Annotated in this window: 18 protein-coding genes; 8 read left to right on the forward strand and 10 right to left on the reverse strand. The window is 58.5% G+C overall.

Annotated elements, in window-relative coordinates:
• Positions 1-58: 58 nt before the first annotated feature.
• A complete protein-coding gene (locus tag IGW03_RS16910; RefSeq protein WP_323744988.1) occupies positions 59-352 on the forward strand; it encodes a chemotaxis protein CheW in 294 nt (97 codons plus the stop codon).
• Positions 353-413: 61 nt separating this feature from the next.
• On the opposite strand, the gene IGW03_RS16915 is transcribed toward IGW03_RS16910, so the two are convergent.
• The 5 genes from IGW03_RS16915 to IGW03_RS16935 all read right to left on the reverse strand — a co-directional run bounded on the left by IGW03_RS16915 (position 414) and on the right by IGW03_RS16935 (position 6,602).
• Complete coding sequence (locus IGW03_RS16915; protein WP_228535661.1) at positions 414-2,576, reverse strand: peptidase domain-containing ABC transporter; 2,163 nt, start codon at positions 2,574-2,576, stop codon at positions 414-416.
• Positions 2,573-3,904 (reverse strand): HlyD family secretion protein, encoded by a 1,332-nt coding sequence (locus IGW03_RS16920; RefSeq protein WP_194723750.1) that lies wholly within the window; start codon positions 3,902-3,904, stop codon positions 2,573-2,575. The genes IGW03_RS16915 and IGW03_RS16920 overlap by 4 nt, the downstream gene beginning before the upstream one ends.
• Before the next feature lie 2 nt (positions 3,905-3,906).
• Entirely contained in the window at positions 3,907-4,857 is a 951-nt protein-coding gene (locus IGW03_RS16925) for a hypothetical protein (RefSeq protein WP_194723751.1), read from the reverse strand.
• 205 nt (positions 4,858-5,062) lie between these two features.
• Entirely contained in the window at positions 5,063-5,230 is a 168-nt protein-coding gene (locus IGW03_RS16930) for a bacteriocin (protein ID WP_194723752.1), read from the reverse strand.
• A gap of 613 nt (positions 5,231-5,843) precedes the next feature.
• Positions 5,844-6,602, reverse strand: a complete 759-nt coding sequence (locus IGW03_RS16935) for an IclR family transcriptional regulator (protein ID WP_194723753.1) — start codon at positions 6,600-6,602, stop codon at positions 5,844-5,846.
• Positions 6,603-6,828: 226 nt separating this feature from the next.
• On the opposite strand from IGW03_RS16935, the gene IGW03_RS16940 reads away from it, so the two are divergent.
• From IGW03_RS16940 to IGW03_RS16965, 6 genes are all read left to right on the forward strand, one after another.
• Positions 6,829-8,556: an FAD-dependent monooxygenase gene (locus IGW03_RS16940; protein ID WP_194723754.1), complete on the forward strand. Its 1,728-nt coding sequence runs from the start codon at positions 6,829-6,831 to the stop codon at positions 8,554-8,556.
• A 33-nt stretch (positions 8,557-8,589) separates the two neighbouring features.
• Positions 8,590-8,760 (forward strand): DUF2783 domain-containing protein, encoded by a 171-nt coding sequence (locus tag IGW03_RS16945; protein WP_194723755.1) that lies wholly within the window; start codon positions 8,590-8,592, stop codon positions 8,758-8,760.
• Positions 8,761-8,812: 52 nt separating this feature from the next.
• Positions 8,813-9,784 carry a Bug family tripartite tricarboxylate transporter substrate binding protein gene (locus IGW03_RS16950; RefSeq protein WP_194723756.1) on the forward strand — a complete coding sequence of 324 codons (972 nt, stop codon included), beginning with the start codon at positions 8,813-8,815 and terminating at the stop codon, positions 9,782-9,784.
• 197 nt (positions 9,785-9,981) lie between these two features.
• Positions 9,982-10,623, forward strand: coding sequence for a trimeric intracellular cation channel family protein (locus tag IGW03_RS16955; RefSeq protein WP_194723757.1), 642 nt, complete (start codon positions 9,982-9,984; stop codon positions 10,621-10,623).
• Between the two features lie 374 nt (positions 10,624-10,997).
• Positions 10,998-12,392 (forward strand): amino acid permease, encoded by a 1,395-nt coding sequence (locus tag IGW03_RS16960; protein WP_438943654.1) that lies wholly within the window; start codon positions 10,998-11,000, stop codon positions 12,390-12,392.
• A 130-nt stretch (positions 12,393-12,522) separates the two neighbouring features.
• The gene (locus tag IGW03_RS16965) at positions 12,523-13,284 is read left to right on the forward strand and encodes an SDR family oxidoreductase (protein WP_194723759.1); all 762 of its coding nucleotides are present in this window, start codon (positions 12,523-12,525) and stop codon (positions 13,282-13,284) included.
• Between the two features lie 108 nt (positions 13,285-13,392).
• Here the strand turns inward: IGW03_RS16965 and IGW03_RS16970 are convergent, their stop codons facing one another.
• The gene (locus IGW03_RS16970) at positions 13,393-14,310 is read right to left on the reverse strand and encodes a dioxygenase family protein (RefSeq protein ID WP_194723760.1); all 918 of its coding nucleotides are present in this window, start codon (positions 14,308-14,310) and stop codon (positions 13,393-13,395) included.
• 620 nt (positions 14,311-14,930) lie between these two features.
• Here IGW03_RS16970 and fdxA point away from each other — a divergent pair.
• Positions 14,931-15,302 carry a ferredoxin FdxA gene (gene fdxA, locus IGW03_RS16975; protein WP_194723761.1) on the forward strand — a complete coding sequence of 124 codons (372 nt, stop codon included), beginning with the start codon at positions 14,931-14,933 and terminating at the stop codon, positions 15,300-15,302.
• 627 nt (positions 15,303-15,929) lie between these two features.
• Here the strand turns inward: fdxA and IGW03_RS16980 are convergent.
• The 4 genes from IGW03_RS16980 to IGW03_RS16995 form a co-directional block, all read right to left on the reverse strand.
• Positions 15,930-16,928 carry a Bug family tripartite tricarboxylate transporter substrate binding protein gene (locus IGW03_RS16980; RefSeq protein ID WP_194723762.1) on the reverse strand — a complete coding sequence of 333 codons (999 nt, stop codon included), beginning with the start codon at positions 16,926-16,928 and terminating at the stop codon, positions 15,930-15,932.
• 63 nt (positions 16,929-16,991) lie between these two features.
• Entirely contained in the window at positions 16,992-17,702 is a 711-nt protein-coding gene (locus IGW03_RS16985) for a fumarylacetoacetate hydrolase family protein (protein ID WP_194723763.1), read from the reverse strand.
• A 58-nt stretch (positions 17,703-17,760) separates the two neighbouring features.
• The gene (maiA, locus tag IGW03_RS16990; RefSeq protein ID WP_194723764.1) at positions 17,761-18,417 is read right to left on the reverse strand and encodes a maleylacetoacetate isomerase; all 657 of its coding nucleotides are present in this window, start codon (positions 18,415-18,417) and stop codon (positions 17,761-17,763) included.
• Positions 18,418-18,426: 9 nt separating this feature from the next.
• Positions 18,427-19,620 carry a 3-hydroxybenzoate 6-monooxygenase gene (locus IGW03_RS16995; RefSeq protein ID WP_194723765.1) on the reverse strand — a complete coding sequence of 398 codons (1,194 nt, stop codon included), beginning with the start codon at positions 19,618-19,620 and terminating at the stop codon, positions 18,427-18,429.
• Between the last annotated feature and the right edge of the window lie 3 nt (positions 19,621-19,623).

The following is a 19,623-nucleotide window of genomic DNA, read 5'->3' on the forward strand; positions in this document are numbered from 1 at the left end:
ATAATGAGGAGTCAGCTCTTGATATTCCGAAGGTGCAGGAAATCCGCGTTGCGAACAGGTGACGCACATCGCCAGTGCATCGGCATTGACCAAAGGCTTGGCCAGCCTCGGAGGCATCATCGTGACCGTCGTCGATATGCGCACCAAGTCCAACTTCGGTCACCCGACCTGTGACGCCTTCACCGCGGTGATCATCCTAAACGTCAAGGCAAGGGCTGTCGGGACGGTGGACGACAGCGTGCAGGATGCGGCGGTGCTGTCAACGGAACACATATCGGTACCGGCATATGGCAGCGCTGGCAGCTACCGGCCTCGGAAGACGCCCGAACAATTCAATGTAGAAGTGCGGTGATTCATCGAGCAAGGCCGTGAGGCGGTCAGGATCAAGGCGGAGCGTCCGGGTCCGGCACGGTTCACTGAGTCAGTGATCTGGCGCGGAACAGGATTTTTTCCTTGTGCTCGGTCGTGGACACATCGTCGACAATGCGGCCGTTCTCCATCATCACAACGCGGCTTGCGGACAGGATGGTTTCCGGTCGGTGGGCAACAATGATGCGCGTCATCTGATTGCTGCGGATGGCTTCATTCACGGCTTTTTCGCGCGCAATGTCCAGGTGGCTGGTCGCTTCATCGAGCAGAAGGATGCTCGGCCTGTGATACAGGGCGCGGGCAATCAGCACGCGCTGCTTTTGTCCACCGGACAAACTGGTGCCCATGTCGCCGATCAGCGTGCTGTAACCCATCGGCATCTTGCAGATGTCTTCGTGGATTGCCGCCTGCCGTGCGCATTCCTCGATTCGCCGCTGCGACGGCGACTCCGCGAAGAAACTGATGTTGTCGCCGATCGAGCCGGCAAACAACTGGTCGTCCTGCAGCACGACACCAATCATGGCCCGGTACCGAGCGATGCCGATCCTGCCCAGGTCCTGGCCGTCGATCATCAAGTCGCCGCTTTCCGGCTGCAGGAGACTGGCCAGAATCCGCAGCAGCGTGGTTTTTCCGCAGCCGGAGGCACCAACGATCGCCACCGACTCGCTAGGCTGGATGTTCAGGTTGATGCCGTCGAGTACCCACGGGTCGTTCGGACTGTAGCGAAAACGCAGATTGCGCACCTCGACCGCTGCGGCTACCCCGTCCTGGTGGGGCTCCATGGACTGCGGGATGCGCGGCTCCGGGGCAGTCAGGGCAATATCGGCCAGCCGCTCTGCATGCAAGCGCAACATCACCAGGTCCAGCGCTTTGTCAGTCAATGCACTCACGCGGCTGAGGAACTGATCCTTGTAAGCGATGAACGCCAGCAGCATGCCCACCGAAAACGTCTTGTCCAGCACGCGCTGCGCAGCAAGCCAGACGACGATAAGGGTGATCCCGCCGACCAGCAGCGCATTGGAAGTCTTGAAGACAAGGGAGAGCGTTTGCGCTTTGATCTGGCGGTTCACCGTCTCCACCAGCAGGTTGAGCCAGTACGCACGCCGGCTTTCCTGTGCATTGAAGAGCTTGATCGTCTTGATGCCACGCATTGACTCGAGGAAGTGGCTGTCCCGCCTGGCCGCCCAGACAATCGCTTCCATGGAGGCATGGCGCAAGGGTGTATAGGTCGCCCAGCGCAGCAGGGCATACAAGGCCGCGCCGGCCAGTACCACCATGGCCAGCCCCGGCGCATAGACGAACATGACGGCCAGCGTGATGGCCGACATCAGGCCATCAAGCAGCGCCTCGACCATATCGGTGGTGATTGCCTGGAGAATCGTCTCTTGCGAGCCAAATCTCGACATGACATCTCCCAGGTGCCGCGCCTCGAAATAGCCGGCCGGAAGACTGATCAGATGCGAGAAAAGATTCGAGCGGCCCATGACTTTCAGCACGCTGGAAATCGCAATCAGCATCCAGCCCCGCATCGCGGTTACCGCGACGCGGATCACGAGGAGCAATGAAAACCCGAGGACCAGCGTCAGCAGAAGATCCCGGTCTGCTGTGACCAGCGCCTCGTCGACCACCCATTGCAGAAAAAACGGACTGATCACGGCAAATACTTCGATGCACAGGGCCATCACGGCAAGCATGCCCAGCGATCGCTTGAGTCCCACCATCCGGCCGGTCAGCGTGCCGAGCTTGACCCGCGGCGGCGGCTCTCCGGGCTCGAAGTCACTGAGCGGCGAAAACTCCACCGCAATGCCGGTAAAGCGCGCCAGGACCTCGGCTTGCGGCAGCCGGCGCACTCCCACGGCAGGGTCGTGGATCACGATTCCGTTCGGGCCGGCATGCTTCAGCACCACGAAATGGTTCAGCTCCCAATGCAGCAGGCATGGGGTTGCCAGCAGCGGCAGTTCTTCGGGCTCGAGACGCACGGGACGCGAGGCCAGACCGATGCGTTCCGCGATGCCCACCAGATCCTTGAGCGTGGCGCCACGCAGGGACAAGCCGAAACGCCGGCGCAGTTCTGCCAGCGTGCAATTGCTGCCATGGTAAGCGGCAATCATGGCCAGACAGGCAAGACCGCACTCCGCGGCTTCGGTCTGTAATACCATCGGCAGACGCGTGCCCCAGCCGAGATGGAGCTGGTCGAGCAGATTCATGGATTCCATTTTCCGGTCAGCGTATAGAGAGGGTCCAGTATCCATTCATACAGCCGGCGCTCTTCGATTACCACGGCGGCTTCCAGCTGCATGCCGGGCTGAAGCAGAACGGCATTGCCGTAGGCGGTGACCGTCTGCCGTTCCAGTGCAACGGTAATGCGATAAACCGGCTCCGAAGGACCGAACAGGCTGGTCAATCCTGCCAATTGTGCCGGCAGTTCGGCCGGGCTCAAGGCGGTGCGGGAGATGGAGCGCACGACGCCGGCATAGTGTCCGAACTTCTGATATGGGTAGGCGCTGTAACGCAGCAGAACTTGCTGTCCGCTTTTCAGGAAGCCCATTGCGCGGCTTGAAGCAAACAGGTGCGCCTCCAGTTCGGCATCAGAGGGAACGATGCTTAGCAGCGGCACGGTTGCGGATGCCTGTCCTCCTGTTTCGGACTGAATCGCTGTCACGGTCCCGCTTTGCGGAGCCGGGATGACGATCTCCCGGCGCGCCTCCACCTCCGCGCTTTGCTGGCGAATCTCGGCAATGCTGCGCTGGATGTCGGCCGAGCGTGCTGCGGACTTGAGCGGCAGATCGCGGAGCTCGCCTTCGAGCGTGAGGCGATCGCGCTTGAGCGCCATGCTGTTGCGCTGGAGGATGCGCATGCGGGCCGCCTGCTCCAGCCTTGCCTCGGTTGCCGCCTGAGCCTGCTGAGCAGGAAGAAAGCCCTGCGCCGCCAGGTCGCGCTGGCGTTCCTCCGTCCTGACCGCCAGCTTCAAGCGTGATTCCTGCAAGACGATCTCTTCGGCGAGCTGCTCCTGCTCCAGGCGCAGGGCGGCCAGCCGGCCGGACAGCGCCGTTGTCTGCTGCCTGAGAAGCTGCCGGCTTTCCTGTTCTTCCTTTAGCAGGCTTTCGCTGCGCGAACTCAGCGTCTTGAGGATATTGGCCTGCGTATCGCCGAGACTGGCGCTTTTGATCTCGGTTGACAGCGTGATCAGCGGCTGTCCCTTCCGGACAACATCGCCTTCCTTGACGAAGAACTGCGTTGCGACAGAGGCTTGCGGCGCGAAGACGCGCACCAGGCCTTGTTCGGGCACCAGCAAACCGCTTAGCTGCGCCTTCCTGGCATAGGTGCCGAAGTAAAACAACGACACGATGGCAGCTGTCACAGCCAAGGCGAAGACGGTGAACCAACGATGGGATGGACGCGGCTTGACCAGCACCGGACCCATCCACTGTGCCTGTCGTTGTGCGAGCACCTGCGGCCGGAATAACGGCACGTTGGCGACCGGCGACGAATCCGCAGCTTGCAGGCCGGTCTGCACGACACGTGGCTGGTCCATGGTCATGCGTGTATCAGATGGTCGTCCACTTCAAAACTGATCTCGATCATGCGGACGACCTTCTTGACAGGGATCATCTTCCGTATTCTGGGATTGCCGAAATCCTTCAGCACGGGAGGCCGCGGCGCGTTGAAGTAGTAGCCGGGATTTTCGGAGACGATGGGTTTGGCCGTGATATCGAGCTCATCGCGCCGGGTCACGGTCTGGACAAGACATGGCGCATGCGTAATGCCAAGCTCGCGCAATGCACACGCACGGTGGTAGCCATTGTTCAACAGCAGCCGGTTGCTGTCATCATCATGGATGGCATTGAGAAAATTCGAACTGTGCCCCACCATCAGACCGACGACGCCGGCAAGCGCGCCATGCGCCTCGTGGCCGACGATCTGATCCGGATGCAGCAGGACGGATTCATGGAAACGGAAATCGGTGGAGTCGCAGCGGAACACATAGCGCTGCGAGCCCACCTTCCGGATTTCCACGGGTGTTTGTGGTGTGTCCAGCGGGAGACAAAAGCGGAACAGTGCTTCCGGGTCCGGATGCGGTCCCAGCCTTGATTTCAGATCCTCGACGAAGTTGTAGGTGACGTGGTTCTGGCACACGACCAGACGGTCGAGTTCTACCATGGCGATGCGCGCAGGCAGGGTGTCGAAGGTACGGCGATAACGTGCATCGGCCATCACCTCCTCGGCCAGCGGCTGCAGCCGTCGATCAAGACCCGAGCATTCGATCATGTCGGCAATGCCGGCTTCGTTCTTGGCAAGTTCTTCGTAATAGTCATTCGCAGCTCGCCACTGGTCTACCAGCAACTGAGCGTTGGAGATCTGCTCAACCACTCCCTGGTCGTCAACGAAGTCGAGAAACTTGTGAAGTGGCGGCTGGCCAAGCAGCCAGAGCTCGTGGCGGCTTGCCGCTTCTGCCCGGATAGTGCTGATATTTTCCGATTCGTTCATTGTCTGACCTCATGTCGGAGTAGGAGAAACGGCATGCCGAGAAGGGCGCTGATGCAGAAGGCGAGATCGGGCGGCACGAGGCCTTTCCAGGCATGGGCATAAATCTTTAGCACGGCATCGCTGCCTTGGCGCTCAGGAATCGCCGAGACAGCGATGCCTGCCTGCAAAAATGCAGGTTACCGGTCACTACCGGTTGCATCGTCAATTAATACTTGTTGCGAGTCTGGCTGTAGCTACGGGACTTTTTGCTATGGCTACGGGACATCTTGCTATGGCTACGGCTACGGGATTTCTTGCTGTAGCTGCGCGATGCCTTGTCCGTTCCGGTTCCGCCGTACACGCTTTGCAGTTCATTGGTGGTCAGGTTGCGCATGATTACCTCCGAGTTAAGAATTGAGTTGAATAATGAATGCCAGTGGAACAGCCGGCATCCGCTCTTCTTTTGCCTGCGCGCGCACGAAAGCCGCCGCGACGGAGGCATTGAGAAGCTAGGGCGATGTACCGGCAACGCATGCCGGGGCGAGGTAGCGTTGACCTCATTGAATCAGCAAGATCAAGGACTGGCGGAAGCGGGTCTGTAGCGCGGCATACCGAACGACGCCTGCAGGGCCAATACCGTGATCGCTGTCGTGATATCCATGTCTCCACTCCTTATTCACTTTTGGTTTAACCATAGTGGAACCAAAACTGGCGTTCAACCTGCGATGGCGGCGCCTTGGGGCGAATCAAGGTAGTTGGAACTAAAGACCTGGCGGGGAGTAAAACGGGAACCTATATGCTCCAGGGGCGGATCAAGTCAGTTTGAACTGAGAACCTGTTTGAAAACTAACTGCGCGGCGTGATCCCGGCACTGCGGTGCTCGGCATACCTTACGTACGCGTGCGCTCCTCATACCAAGCTCAAGCCGCTCGCTACAGTTTTCAAACAGGCTCTGAACGCATGGCAGGGAGTAGCAGGGAAGCCATCCCCCTGTCGCGGGTATCAAGTCACGACAAGGGAGTTGCCGGCTCGGCAGCCGTTTGTTCAATGCGTTTCGTGATCTCGTTGGCGCTCTGCATCACCATGCCGATCAGCATTTCCTCGCTGATCGCAGGCGGCGCTTTCGTATTCAGGCTTAATACCAGACTGCCTACGATTTCCTTCTTTTCATCGAGAACCGGCGCTGCAATGCCCGTGACTTCCTGATCGAGTTCTCCGCGCGAGATGTAATAGCCGCAACTGCGGATGCGCTTGAGTTCCTTCGAAAACGCGGTCCAGTCGGATCCGATTTTGCCCACGTCATCTGCCAGCGCCGGATCTGCCACGGCGGCGTCGTAAATGCGCTTCAGTTTGCGCCGCTCCATGTGGGCAAGGATGACGTGTGCCTGCGATCCTCGGAAGAGAGGCATGGGCAGTCCCTTTGTGTAGGTCAGGTGAACCGGATGCTTGCCCGGCACATGGAAGACGTTCACGACGGTCTGATCGTAGACGTTACAGAGCAGTACATCGCATTCGGTCAGCTCGGCCAGCCCATACATCAGGCTGTGCGCGGCTTGAATGATGGGGTCGTAGGAGCGGATGAGGTATTCCAGCTCGATGATCTTGGGTCCAAGGCGGTAGCGCCCCGAAGTCCGTGACAACAAGCCTGCCTGGGTCAGTTCGCTGGCGTAGCGGTAGGCCGACGGAGCACTTATTTCCAGAGACGTGGCGATATCTTCGATCGTGATCCACGGACGGCTTTCACGAAACAGGTTCAGGATCACCATGACTCGGCCTATAACGGAAGGAGAGGAAGCTGTTGTCATGTTTTTAATGCCGTTGCAATCAGGTAAGAGGTTCAGGGTCTCATTATCGCACCGAGAATTCGGTTGACACCATAAGCCGCAAAATATAGACTGAATTATCGTTATTTGATAAAAGTGTTTCATCTGAAGGTTTTAAACGGAACGTTTTATCAAAATTTCAGAGAATGTTGTCCCTTGCGAGTTTCCAATGCACAAGCCCACCGCGTCTCCTCGTCCGTCCATTTACTATCAGTACCATGTGTACCCGACCATTCCGCTGGCCCGCTTGTGCGAGCAGGCGCACAAGCGGGTCGTGATTGCCGGTGCCGGACCGGCCGGGATGACCACCGCGCTGATTCTCAAACGCATGGGAGTCGACAGCGTGATTCTTGAAGCGGAGCGCCAGGTGAGCCAAGGAAGCAGGGCAATCGTATTCACCCGGCGATCCATGGAAATTCTTCAACAGGCCGGCGTCGCGCATCGCATCATGGAAAACGGATTGCCCTGGCATGCCGGCAATTCGTTCTACAGGGGCCAGCGGGTATTCCGGATGGAGGCGCCGCTTAACGCCAATGACCGTTTTCCGCCGCTGATCAACATTCAGCAGCAGTATCTTGAAGAGTATCTGGTCGACGCATGCAATGAGGCAGACATCGAAATTCGTTGGGGCAACAAGATCGAGGACGTGATCGAGCATGAGCCGGTCGTCAAGCTGCGTGTCGATACGCCGGAAGGCGAGTATCAGCTTCACGCAGACTGGCTGATTGCCGCGGATGGTGCCCGCTCCGGAATCCGCCAGAAGTACGGTTTGAAAATGGAGGGCGATTCCTATGAAGGCAGGTTCGTGATTGCCGATATCAGGATCGATCTCGACTATCCCACTGAACGTCTGGCCTTCTTCGATCCCTCATGGAACCCCGGCAATACCGTACTCATGCATCGCGAGCCGCATGGCATCTGGCGCGTCGACTACCAGCTGCCGGCGGGCGAGTCGCCGGAAGAAGCGCTGAAGCCCGAATCGCTGAAAGCGCGCATCGATGCGCAACTCGAAATGATCGGAAAGGGCGGACTGCCATGGGAAATGGACTGGTGTTCCGTCTACTCTGCAAGGGCAATGACCCTCCCTGATTATCGCCACGGACATATCCTGTTCGTGGGCGATGCCGCGCACATGTTGCCCATCTTCGGCGTGCGCGGAGCGAACACGGCATTCCAGGATGCGCAGAATCTCGCATGGAAGCTGGCACTGGTCTGCCAAGGGAAGGCAGCACCGGAGCTGCTGGGTACCTATTCGCAGGAGCGTGTCGCCGCAGCACGGGAAATCATTCAGGAGGGCGGACGCAGCACGCGTTTCATGACACCGCCAAGTCACGGCTTCAGGCTGATGCGGAATGCGACATTGTCGCTCGCGCTGCAGCATGACTTCGTCAGGCCGCTGTTCCATTGGCGCACCTCCAGGGCACATGTCTATGCCGAATCGCCGATCAACGCGTCGTCCAGCCCGATCGGATTGTCTGCCGAAGCCGGCGTCGGTTCCGTCATGCCCAATGTACGGCTCGATGATGCTTCCTGCCTGCTCGACTATCTCACGCCGAAATTCGCAGTGGTCATTTGCGGCGGTAACAGTTCCATCAACGGCGAGGGCCTCAACGCATTAGGTGAACTGCAGAACAATATGAAAGTGCAGGGTGCTTCCTTTGACATCATCGTGCTCGGCTCTGGCGCTGCAGGTGCTGGACCGGCACATGGCGGCGTGCTGTCACTGGCGGACTCGGCTGCCAATTTCAAGAAAACATTCTGGCGCAATGAGGCAGACGGACCGCGTGTCTTCCTGGTGCGCCCGGATCAGCATATCGCCGGCTGCTGGTCCAAACCCGATGCTCACTGCGTCGCGCAAATACAGCGCGCCTTGGGCGCATACACGCTGTTGCACTGAATCTTGCAAGGAATCACGCTAATGAATCCCTCCATGCCCATTCAAGACCTGGAAGCAATCTATGACGAACTGGCGCTGAAGGTCGATGAGGCCGGCCAGCGTTCGGAACTGTTCCTCGCCAAATTGAGTTTGCTGCTGGCCAATCAGGTCGGGAACAAGGAAACCGTTCTTGCCCTGATCGATAGCGCTGTCCAGGACCTGTGAACCGCCCTTTCGTGCATCGAACATCACCCTCACCATTTCAAGGAGACACTCAGTGAAACCATTCAGACTGCTTCAGCGCTCGGCAGCGCTTGCTGCACTGGCATTGCCGATTGCCGCATTCGCCTTTCCCAATCAGCCCATTGAATGGGTCGTGCCTTATGCCGCGGGCGGTGGCTCCGACGTTGTGGCGCGAACCATTGCATCGGAGATGACGAAGACGCTCGGCCAGCCGATCATCATCAATAACAAGCCCGGCGCCGGCACCAACATCGGTGCAGCCTATGCCGCCAAAGCGAACCCTGACGGGCATGTGGTTCTGACTGCCGATACCGCCACGCTCGCTGCAAATCCTTTCCTCTACAGCAAGCCCGGCTACAACGCGGAAAAGGACTTCGCGGCCGTCGGATTGATGGCGCGCTTTCCGATGATCCTGGTGGTCAATCCGCAGCAGGTGCCGGCGAAGGACCTGAAGGAATTCCTCGCCTGGGCGAAGTCGCAGCCGAATTCCGTTGCCTATGGCACGCCCGGAGCGGGAAGCCCGCACCATCTGGCCATGGAACTTTTCTCCGATCTGGCTGGCGTCAAGCTCACCCATGTGCCGTACAAGGGCGCTGCTCCGGCAGTGCAGGATGTGATCGGCGGCCAGGTGCCGGTGATGTTTGTCGACACCGCCAGCGGTGCACCTCATATCCGCTCGGGCAAGCTGAGAGCAATCGGCGTTGCCAGTCCCAAGCGCGTGCAAAGCTTCAATACCGTGCCGACGCTGGATGAACAGGGCTTGAAGGGTTTCGAGGCGTATGCATGGCAAGGCATGGTTGCGCCGGCCAAGACTCCGGCTGCAGCCGTGGATGTGCTGAACAAGGCCTTGGTGAAAGCCATCGATACGCCTGCGGTCAAGGAACGCTTTCAGAGCCTGGGACTGGAAGCCATACCGAGTTCACCGCAGGACATGGCAGCCTACGCGAAATCCGAGCGTGAAAAATGGGGTAAAGTGATCCAGTCGAAAGGCATCAAGCTCGACTAGAACTGATTTAATGACAATTTCAATGCAGTCTGGGAAGGCCGGCGGCAGCTGGCCTTTTTGCATTTCGAACCTTCCGATCGCGCATGCCGTCCAGATGCAGCGATCCCGATACGAGCAGAACCGTATTGCTGAACAAGGCGCCACGCATGCTTGCAGAGGAGCGAGCGCCGGGCCCATTTTTTGAGAGAGCAGAATCGATGACCGTGCTTCATGTGATTTATCTTTTGGCCATTGCAGCCGAAGCGGCCTCCGGCGCGCTGATGGGAATGCGGCGAAGGATGGATCTATTCGGGCTGTGTGTCGTCGGAACGGTGACAGCCCTGGGCGGAGGGTCGATACGGGATGTGCTGCTCGGGCACTATCCGCTGGGTTGGGTCGCCCATCCGGAATATCTGCTGTTCACCGTCGGCGCCTCGGTTGCGGCAGCGCTGCTGGCGCGCAGGCTGCATCGTCTGAAGACCGCGTTTCTTCTGATGGATGCGCTGGGACTGGTGGCATTCACTGTCATCGGCTGCAACATTGCGGCCACCACCGATGCGCATATCGCGGTAGTGGTCTTGATGGGCATGATCACCGGCGTCTTTGGCGGATTGCTGCGCGACCTCCTGTGCAATCAGGTGCCGCTCGTTCTGCAGCGCGATCTCTATGCGACGGTGTCCCTCGTGACCGGCATCCTCTACGTCGGGATGCTGCATCTGGATTTCAGTGCAAACGTTTCCACGGGTGTGTCCATCCTTGCCGGTTTCTCGCTGCGAATGATAGCAATATATTTTTCGCTGGCGCTGCCCGTACTGGAGGCAGATATCAGCTCCTTCGAAGACGGTGACAAGCAGCGTTAAACATTGTGAACGGCTGCAGTACAACGCTCAAAACGGTAAAATGCGCGCTGCAGGTTCAAGCATTGCGCGTGCAGCAGCCGAATTGGCAAGTCCTCAGGCAGTCCTGATGCAGAAAAGTCCTGCAGCCTCGGTTCATTGCAGCCAGGTACGCAATTTACGCGCGCCGAATGCCGCCGAGAGCCGCAAAATCCATGTCTGAACGGGCCGGCTCGTCGGTTCGATGCGGAGTCCTTGCATGGTCATCCTCAAGGATTTCAAACCGCCTTCCTGCATGTGTTCAATCAGGGTTCAATACAGCCGACCCCGCAGCGTGTCCGTTCACCTCGATCGACGCACGTGCAGCCTATTTACAGTAAAAGATTGTCAAGGAATATGTGATGAGCAGTACAGGAAGCAGCTCCCTGAACCGTGGCCTCAAGAACCGGCACATCCAGATGATTGCCCTGGGCGGCGCAGTAGGAACCGGCTTGTTCCTCGGCGTTGCCCACACTGTCAGGCTCGCCGGTCCCTCCGTACTCCTCGGCTACGCCATCGCCGGGCTGATTGCGTTTTTCATCATGCGGCAGCTGGGCGAGATGGTGGTTGAGGAGCCGGTCGCAGGCTCTTTCAGCCATTTTGCCCACGTTTATTGGGGCAGCTTCGCAGGCTTCATCTCCGGCTGGAACTATTGGGTCCTCTATGTGCTGGTCAGCATGGCCGAACTGACGGCCGTCGGCGTTTACATGCAGTTTTGGTGGCCCGGCATTCCAACATGGATTTCAGCCCTCGTTTTCTTCATCCTGATCAACGGCATCAACATGCTGCATGTGCGGCTCTTCGGCGAGATGGAGTTCTGGTTTTCGATCATCAAGGTCGGAGCCATCGTCAGCATGATCCTGTTCGGCTCCTATCTGCTGGCGACAGGGGAGGGTGGGCCGCAGGCTGCGGTCACGAATTTGTGGCAGCTTGGCGGCTTCTTTCCTCATGGCGCCAGCGGCCTGATCATGGCAATGAGTGCAATCATGTTCTCATTCGGCGGTCTGGAATTGGTGGGCATCACGGCGGCCGAAGCTGACGAGCCTGGCAAGACCATCCCAAAGGCGACCAATCAGGTGATCTATCGGATACTCATTTTCTATGTCGGCGCGCTGGCGGTTCTCCTGTCCCTCTATCCATGGAACCGGATTGCACCGGACGGAAGCCCCTTCGTCTTGATTTTTCAGGCGCTCGACAATGGCTGGGTCGCCACCGCCCTGAATATCATCGTACTGACTGCGGCACTCTCGGTCTATAACAGCTGCGTCTACTGCAACAGCCGCATGCTTCTCGGCTTGGCAATGCAAGGCGATGCGCCGGCAGCAATGGGAAGGGTAAACCGGCGCGGCGTGCCTGTTGCCACCCTTGCTGTTTCCGGCGGAGCCACTGCATTGTGCGTGCTGATCAATTACCTGATGCCGGGCAAGGCGCTGCAAATGCTGATGATGCTGGTCGTGTCCGCTCTCGTCATCAACTGGGCCATGATTACCGTCACCCATTTGAAGTTCAGGCGCAGCATGAAGCGCCGGTCCCGTGCGACGGCATTTCCCAGTTGGGGTCATCCGTTCACAAACTATCTGTGTCTCGCATTCATGGCAGGCATCCTGGTCATCATGTACCTGAACCCCGACACGAAGGTATCCGTCCTGCTCATTCCGATCTGGCTGACGGTACTAAGCGTGCTTTATTTCTTCCTGCGGCGTCCGGGTGCAAGTCCTTCCCTTGCGGCAGAGGCTTCGTCTCGCAGCAAGTAACTGTTATCCGCGATCGTTCTGCTGCCCGGGGATGTGGACGGGAACAGGGTGCAATGCGTATCCCTCGATATCATTCACCTGGCGAGCGCGTAGAATTAACAGCGCCACCTTCCGCTATGGAGAAGACATCATGACGCAACGCGTACTAGTCACGGCAGGCGCTGCCGGAATCGGCCTGGCCATTGCCAAGGCCTTCGCCGGTGCCGGCGCACGGGTGCACATCGCCGACGTCAATCGAGAGGCTGTTGCCGAGGTCGCGAAGCATTATTCCGCAATCAGCGGCACCGTGGGCGACGTCAGCAACCCGACAGACCTCGAAATGCTCTTTGACGATGTGCAGGAGCAACTGGGCGGCCTCGACGTACTTGTCAACAATGCTGGCATTGCCGGGGCAACGTCGCCTGTGGCCAATTATCCGATCGATACATGGAATGCTGTCCTCAATGTCAATCTGACCGGAACATTCATGGTCACCCAGCGTGCCATCCCCATGCTCAAGCAGTCGTCCGCCGGCTCCATCATCGTGATGTCTTCCCTGGCCGGGCGTTTCGGCTATCCAAACCGGGTAGCCTATTCCACGACGAAGTGGGGACTGGTGGGTTTTACCAAGACATTGTCCCTCGAGTTGGGACCGCTGGGCATCACGGCCAACAGTATTCATCCCGGTGCCGTGGACGGACCGCGGATTCAATCCGTCTTCCAAGGCCGTGCCAAAGTTTCAGGGCGGACCATAGAGGAAGAAATCAGTTCGGCAATGGCCAATCAATCAGTGAAGAAATTTATCGACCCGGAGGACATTGCTGCACTCGCCCTCTTTCTCGCAGGGCCCCACGCGCGCGCCATCTCCGGACAAATGTTTCCCATCGACGGCGACTCCAAGGCATCCATGTGAGGCTCCTCAGAACCGGGCCGGTGCGTGCTCTCCCCCGCAGACCGGTGAAAGGGAGAGCGGTCTGGCCTGCGGATGCGGCGCGACGATAGCTTGCGGATGGTGCAGGCTTCAGCCGGCAGCACGCTCGTAGCGGCCGAGATGCTTCGCATCTTCGCCGTTTACCGCTTCCTGCAGCTTGAAGTCAAAGCGAATCCTCGTGAATGGACCATCGATCCCGAGCGATTCATAACCGGCGGGCGACGCTCCCGTCTCCAGCGTCACCACCAGTCCGTCCCGCGTGGCGAATGCGAAATCATCGTCGATATAAGTGTCTCCCGGGATATTGACCTGCGTGGTCAAGGCCCGCCGCCCGGCGGCGGAAATGAGAAAGTGAATATGGGCGGGGCGGTTGCCGTGCCGGCCCAATAATTCAAACAGTTCTGCAGTCGGGCTGTTCGGCGGAATCGCATATCCGGGCGGAAGGATGCTGCGGAAGCGATAACGACCTTGCTGATCGGCTGTGATCTGGCGGCGGAGATTGTATTCTTCCTGGGACGGGTCAAAATGGGAGTAATGGCCGTTCTCATTTGCATGCCAGACGTCGATCAGTGCGCCCGAAAGAGGGTTGCCGTCGGTGTCACGGATGACGCCTTCCATGACGACCAATTGGCCCGGCATCTTGCCATTGTCAAGCCGCGCTTCGTAAAATGACTTTGGGGCGCCTGCAATGTAAAGAGGCCCTTCAATTGCACGCGGCGTTCCCGATGCCATTCCTGCGCGCTTGTCAGCTTCATCTTCGAGGATGTCGAGCAGCCGGTCGAAGCCTAGTCCTGCGGTGATGAGGCCTGCCTGTCCGCTTGCGCCAAGGCGCGACAGCCACTGAACCGCGGCCCAGAACTCTTCCGGCTTGACCTGGAAATCCTCGATAGTCTTGAAGAGATCGGTGACGACGCGTTTCGTGATACTGCGGACGCGCTCATTGCCTGTGGATACCTTTGTTTCGGTAACACGCCGCAGTAATTCTTCGCTATTGAATTCGTTTTTCATCACACTTTCCTTCGAAATAATGCGATGAACTTGCATTCATCGCTGGCTGCTGTGGCTGCACTGGAATCGCCTTGATCATCGCTCAAGCTTTTTATCGACCGGGAAGCATCACGGCGCCGTGGTCGCCGCCATCGGTTCGACCTTCGGAGCAACTGAGACTTCAGATGCAGTTTTCACTGATGGTGCAGGTTCGGTAGAGTCCTGACTTAAGCTTTCGTTTAGCGATGTTTCATAGCTAGGCAAGGGGCCTTGCGCAAGTTGCTTGCCACGAGGGAGAAGCAAGAGCAGTGCATCTAATCGATGTTAAATTCCGTTCCCTCTGCGTGTCTAATATCATTTGCGTACGAGACCATACCCGGAAGGTATGGAAGGGTTGAGGTGCTTGTCGGATGGTCAAGCGATTGCATGCATGCATGCAATTCGTCGGAATCCAAATTCATGCGCGGCTTCGTACCTGCATGCGTGCACAGGGAACTGCAGATTCCTGCAATCAGGCTGCAGGCCGTGCCAAGCACGCCACTGTCTCTTTTCATTAAACAGTTTGTCCATTGTCCTTGGCTTTATATTGCAAAGCCTGCAGTTTAAACTCGCTCAGTTAACCAACAGGGACTCCGCTCGTCATGCCATTTGTCGTAACCGAAAGCTGCATTCAATGCAAATACACCGATTGCGTAAGCGTTTGCCCAATGGACTGTTTCATGGAAGGCCCGAATTTCCTGGTAATTAATCCAGACGAATGCATAGACTGTTCGGTTTGTGTGGCCGAATGTCCGGTGGATGCAATCGCGGGAGAGCAAGAACTGAGACCGGATCAAAAGCATTTCGCGCAGCTGAACCGGGAACTCTCGCGGCATCCGGACTGGAAAAGAATCACGGTGCGAAAGAGTCCTCTGCCAGGCCACGAGCAATGGGTTGGGGTGAAGGAAAAATTCCGTTTCCTTGAACGGCAGTCCCCGCGAGAGAATGATCGAGCGTTGGAAGAGGCCGATTAAGTCCGATATGGCGAAGAATTCGCGTCGCTAACGCATGTATCTCAAGCAAAACAATGCAGCGGGTGAGATCAAGTCGGTGGAACAGGAATAGCTATGGGTCGAGCTGGTGGGGAGCATCATCATGGCTCGCCTGCGGGGGGCATGCACCGTAGTAATGCTCGAGGAATGCCAAGAACGAGTACTTGCGTTGGCCAGGGACACGCGTCAATTAAAAATATTGTATGACTCCCTTGAGCTTGAAGCGCCCGCAATTGACCATGTCCTTCTACAGCAGCGGCTGGAGAGCGACAAGAAAATGATTCTGGGCTCTGTGCCTTGCGGACTGCGATCCTTGTACCCAATACCCGCATTGCGTATCTCGCCAGAATTGCATTCGGCCAGTTCGGCGAAGGGCAGTATCGTGTGTTCTATAACGATATGGTCCAAGCGATCAAGTGGCTTGAGGAATGATGTGCCTGGACGGTCTCTGCAATGGCGGGACGCAGGCACGTACTCATGAGAGCGTATTCTTGAGCGTGCATGTCGCTTCAATCCGCCCGGCACCCGCGTCAGGGTCCGGGCATAAGTCCGCGTGCCGAGGCGTTAGCCTTGCCGGATCAATGAAGCAGGCACGGCGGTGTCATTGCTCTATTCAAGCGATATCTTCTTGCGCGCGATAAGGTCGGCGTAAGTCTTGGCCTTTGCATCAGCGTTCTGGCGTATCTCCTCCGGAGTCCAGTTAAGAATTTCAAAGGCGAAGCTGTTGAAGCGCTCGCGGACCTCCGGATCGGCCAGCACCTTCTGCACATCGGCATTGATCTTTGATTTCAGCTCGGCGGGCATGCCCTTTGGAGCGGCGAGCACGACAAAGGAGTTCACATCGAGATTGGCGGGGCCGCCCGATTCCGCCACGGTAGGCACATCCGGCATTTGCGGGCTCCGTTTCGGCGCGGCGACGGCGAGATACCGGATCTTTCCAGCCTTGTAAACGCCTTGGCTCGACGGGATCGAAGCAAACGCCCATTGCACATCCTTGTTGGCAACCGAACCATAAAGTTGCGACACTTCGCGGTAAGGTACATGCTGCATGCTGGTTCCGGTCATGAGTTCCAGTGATTCACCGCCGAGGTGGCCCGGGCTGCCGACGCCCCAGGACCCGTAATTCATCTTGCCGGCTTCCGACTTGGCGGCGCCGACCAGGTCCTTGAATGATTTCCAGGACGAATCCGCTGGCACGGACACAAAGAACGGCGTGCGAAACAGGGTCACTATCGGGTCGTACACGTCAAGCGTGACGAAATGTCGCGACTTGTAAAGATAGGGAACGGCTGCAAGATGTTCGCTGTCGAGCTGTATCAGGGTGTAGCCATCGGCCGGCGCCTGCTGCGTTGCCGCGAACGCCAGGAATCCGCCGCCGCCGGGCTTGTTGTTGATGATCACCGGCTGCTTCCACAGTTTGGACAGCCGGTCGCCGACTTGCCTCAGTACGGCATCGGGCCCGCTGCCGGCAGCAAACGGCGTGACGATATTGACCGGTTTGGTGGGAAAGCCGGCCTGAGCGGCTGCGTTGCCGGCGGCGAAGGCTAGTGCGGTCATCGCAAGCGCCAGAGGCAGCACTTTGCGCAGGGAGGGTTGATTGGAATGCATGTACGATCTCCTCGACTAATTGCTGGACTTGCGGCATGTTCATGCACGCCGCATTTATGAAAATTATAGTTGTACGACTTGCACCGAAATGGGCGTAAGGCCGGCCACGCTCGCTGCCATGGTCTGTCCCGGTTTCACTGCGCCGACGCCTTCCGGCGTGCCGGTAAAGATCAGGTCGCCTGCTTGCAACTCGAACAGTGTTGAAAGGTTAGCGACAATTTCCGGAATCGACCAGATCAAATGCGACAAATCGCTCTTCTGGCGTGTCTGTCGGTCGACGTCCAGCACGATGGCGGCGCTGCCTAGTTCCCCGACCGTCGAAGCCGGATGCAATACGCCGACCGGCGCCGAGTAATCGAACGCCTTTCCGATTTCCCAGGGGCGGCCCATTTCGCGCATCTTCATCTGCAGATCCCGCCGCGTCATATCGAGTCCGACTGCATATCCGAAGATGTGCTCTGTCGCCTGGTCGACTGCAATATTGCTGCCTCCTTTGCCGATGGCAACCACCAGTTCGACTTCGTAGTGGTAATTCTCGGTCTGCGGTGGAAACGGGATCGAAACTGTTTCGCCGGCAGCGACCGGAACGATGGACTGCGGGTCGTTCGGCTTGCAGAAGAAAAAAGGCGGTTCACGATCCGGGTCGAAGCCCATTTCCCGGGCGTGTGCGGCGTAATTGCGCCCCACGCAGTAGACGCGGCGTACCGGGAACAGGTCGGAGGTGCCGGCAACGGGCAGGCCGACGGTTTCAACTGGAGGGAAGAGATAAGTCATGAGTTCGCCTGATTGGTAGCAAAAATAGTCACGGTCCGAAACAAAACACCTATGTCGCCTATGTCGCCTTTGTCGATTGCGGCGCATCCGGCTGAAGGCCGGGCGCGGCAAGACGGAAGGCGTCGAGTTCCGAGCACTTGCGGTCGATGGCAACGATATTGGGATAGGCAGACAGATCGGTGTTGAATCGGCGCGCGCTTTCCACCTGGGGGACAAGATAGACATCGGCCAGCGTCGGTGCATCGCCATGGCAGAAGCCGCGTCGAGATTTATCGGATGCCAAGAGCGTTTCGAGCGCATCGAACCCGTCGGTGATCCATTTCCGGCACCAGGCTTCCACGGCGGCTTCATCGCAGCCAAGCTGCTTGCGCAGATACTCGAGGATGCGGCGATTGTTGATGGGATGGATATCGCAGCCCACAATGGCCGCGAGAGCCCTGACGCGGGCGCGCGCGGCGGCATCGGCGGGGAGCAGCGGCGGCTCCGGATAGCGCTCTTCCAGCCATTCGATGATGGCCGGCGACTGGATCAATGGATCCTCATTAGCGATCAGCACAGGCACCAGCCCTTGCGGATTAAGCGTCTTGAATGCGGCATCGAGATGCTGCTCGCGTCGCAGATCGACCGCGATGTACTCGTATTCGATCTGCTTCAAGTTCAATGCAATGCGCAGGCGGTGCGACGTGCCGCTGCGAAAGAAGTTATATAGCTGCATGGGATGTCCTTAGTGTTGCACCAGGCAGTTGTCGGCATTCCAGCCGTACAGCCACTCCAGCGCATCATAGAAACGCTCGGGCGAGCGTCCCTTCCACAAATCGTTGCGGACCAGGCGCTCCACGCCGCTGGCGTGGAAGATGCGGCCCATTTCCCTGGACGACAGCACCACGCGCGCGGTCCGGGCGATGCGTGAACGCTGGTAAAGATCGAAGGCGGAGACGAAGTCGTTCGATCGGACGCGCAGGGCCTCACCCAGCGTCACGCCGTCCTCCATCGCCATGCAGGCGCCCTGAGCCATGTATTGCAGCGTGGGATGCGCGGCATCGCCAAGCAGCGTCGCGCGGCCGAAGGTCCACTGACCGATCGGATCGCGGTCAGCCGTGGCCCAGCGTTTCCAGCTTCGGGGAAGCTCGATCAGCTGCCGCGCACGCGGACATATGCCCTGGAAATAGCTTCGTACTTCATCGCGGCTGCCTTCAGTGACGCCCCAGCTTTCCTGTTGCCGGCTGTGGAATGTCACGACGACGTTGTACTGTTCTCCTCCGCGAAGCGGGTAGTGCACCAGGTGGCAGTTGGGTCCAACCCAGATGCTGGCGGCATTCCATTGCAGATCGGCCGGAAACTCCTGCCTGTCCACGACGGCACGGTAGACGACATGACCCGATACACGAGGGGCATCTCCGACATACTGCTTCCGCACTGCGGATTTGACGCCATCCGCACCGATCAGAGCCTGGCCTCGATATTCACGCCCGTGCTGATCGAAGACGACGACGCCTTGCGCATCCTGTTCGACTCGCTCCACCTGCGTCGATGTCTGGAGTTCCACCAAACCGGTTTCCTGCGCGCCTTCCAGCAGAGAGAGATGCACGTCGGCGCGATGGATGACCGCATAAGGGTTGCCAAAGCGGCGGCGGAATGCATCGCCGGTGGGAATGCGTCCGACCAGGGTTTCATCGAGCGCGTCGTGCATTACCATTTCGTCGGTATAGACAGCACGGCCGCGTGCCTTCTCGCCGATGCCGAGTGCATCGAAGGCATGGAAGGCGTTCGGTCCCAACTGGATGCCTGCGCCGATTTCGCCGATTTCGGCAGCTTGTTCCAGGACCTTGACGGCGAAGCCCCGGCGTACCAGGGCAAGCGCAGCGGCCAGCCCGCCGATTCCGCCGCCGGCGATAATGACAGGTTCGTCGTGCTTCATGAC

The organism is Noviherbaspirillum malthae (assembly GCF_015352985.1).
In the GTDB taxonomy this organism is placed as follows: Bacteria; Pseudomonadota; Gammaproteobacteria; order Burkholderiales; family Burkholderiaceae_D; genus Noviherbaspirillum; species Noviherbaspirillum malthae.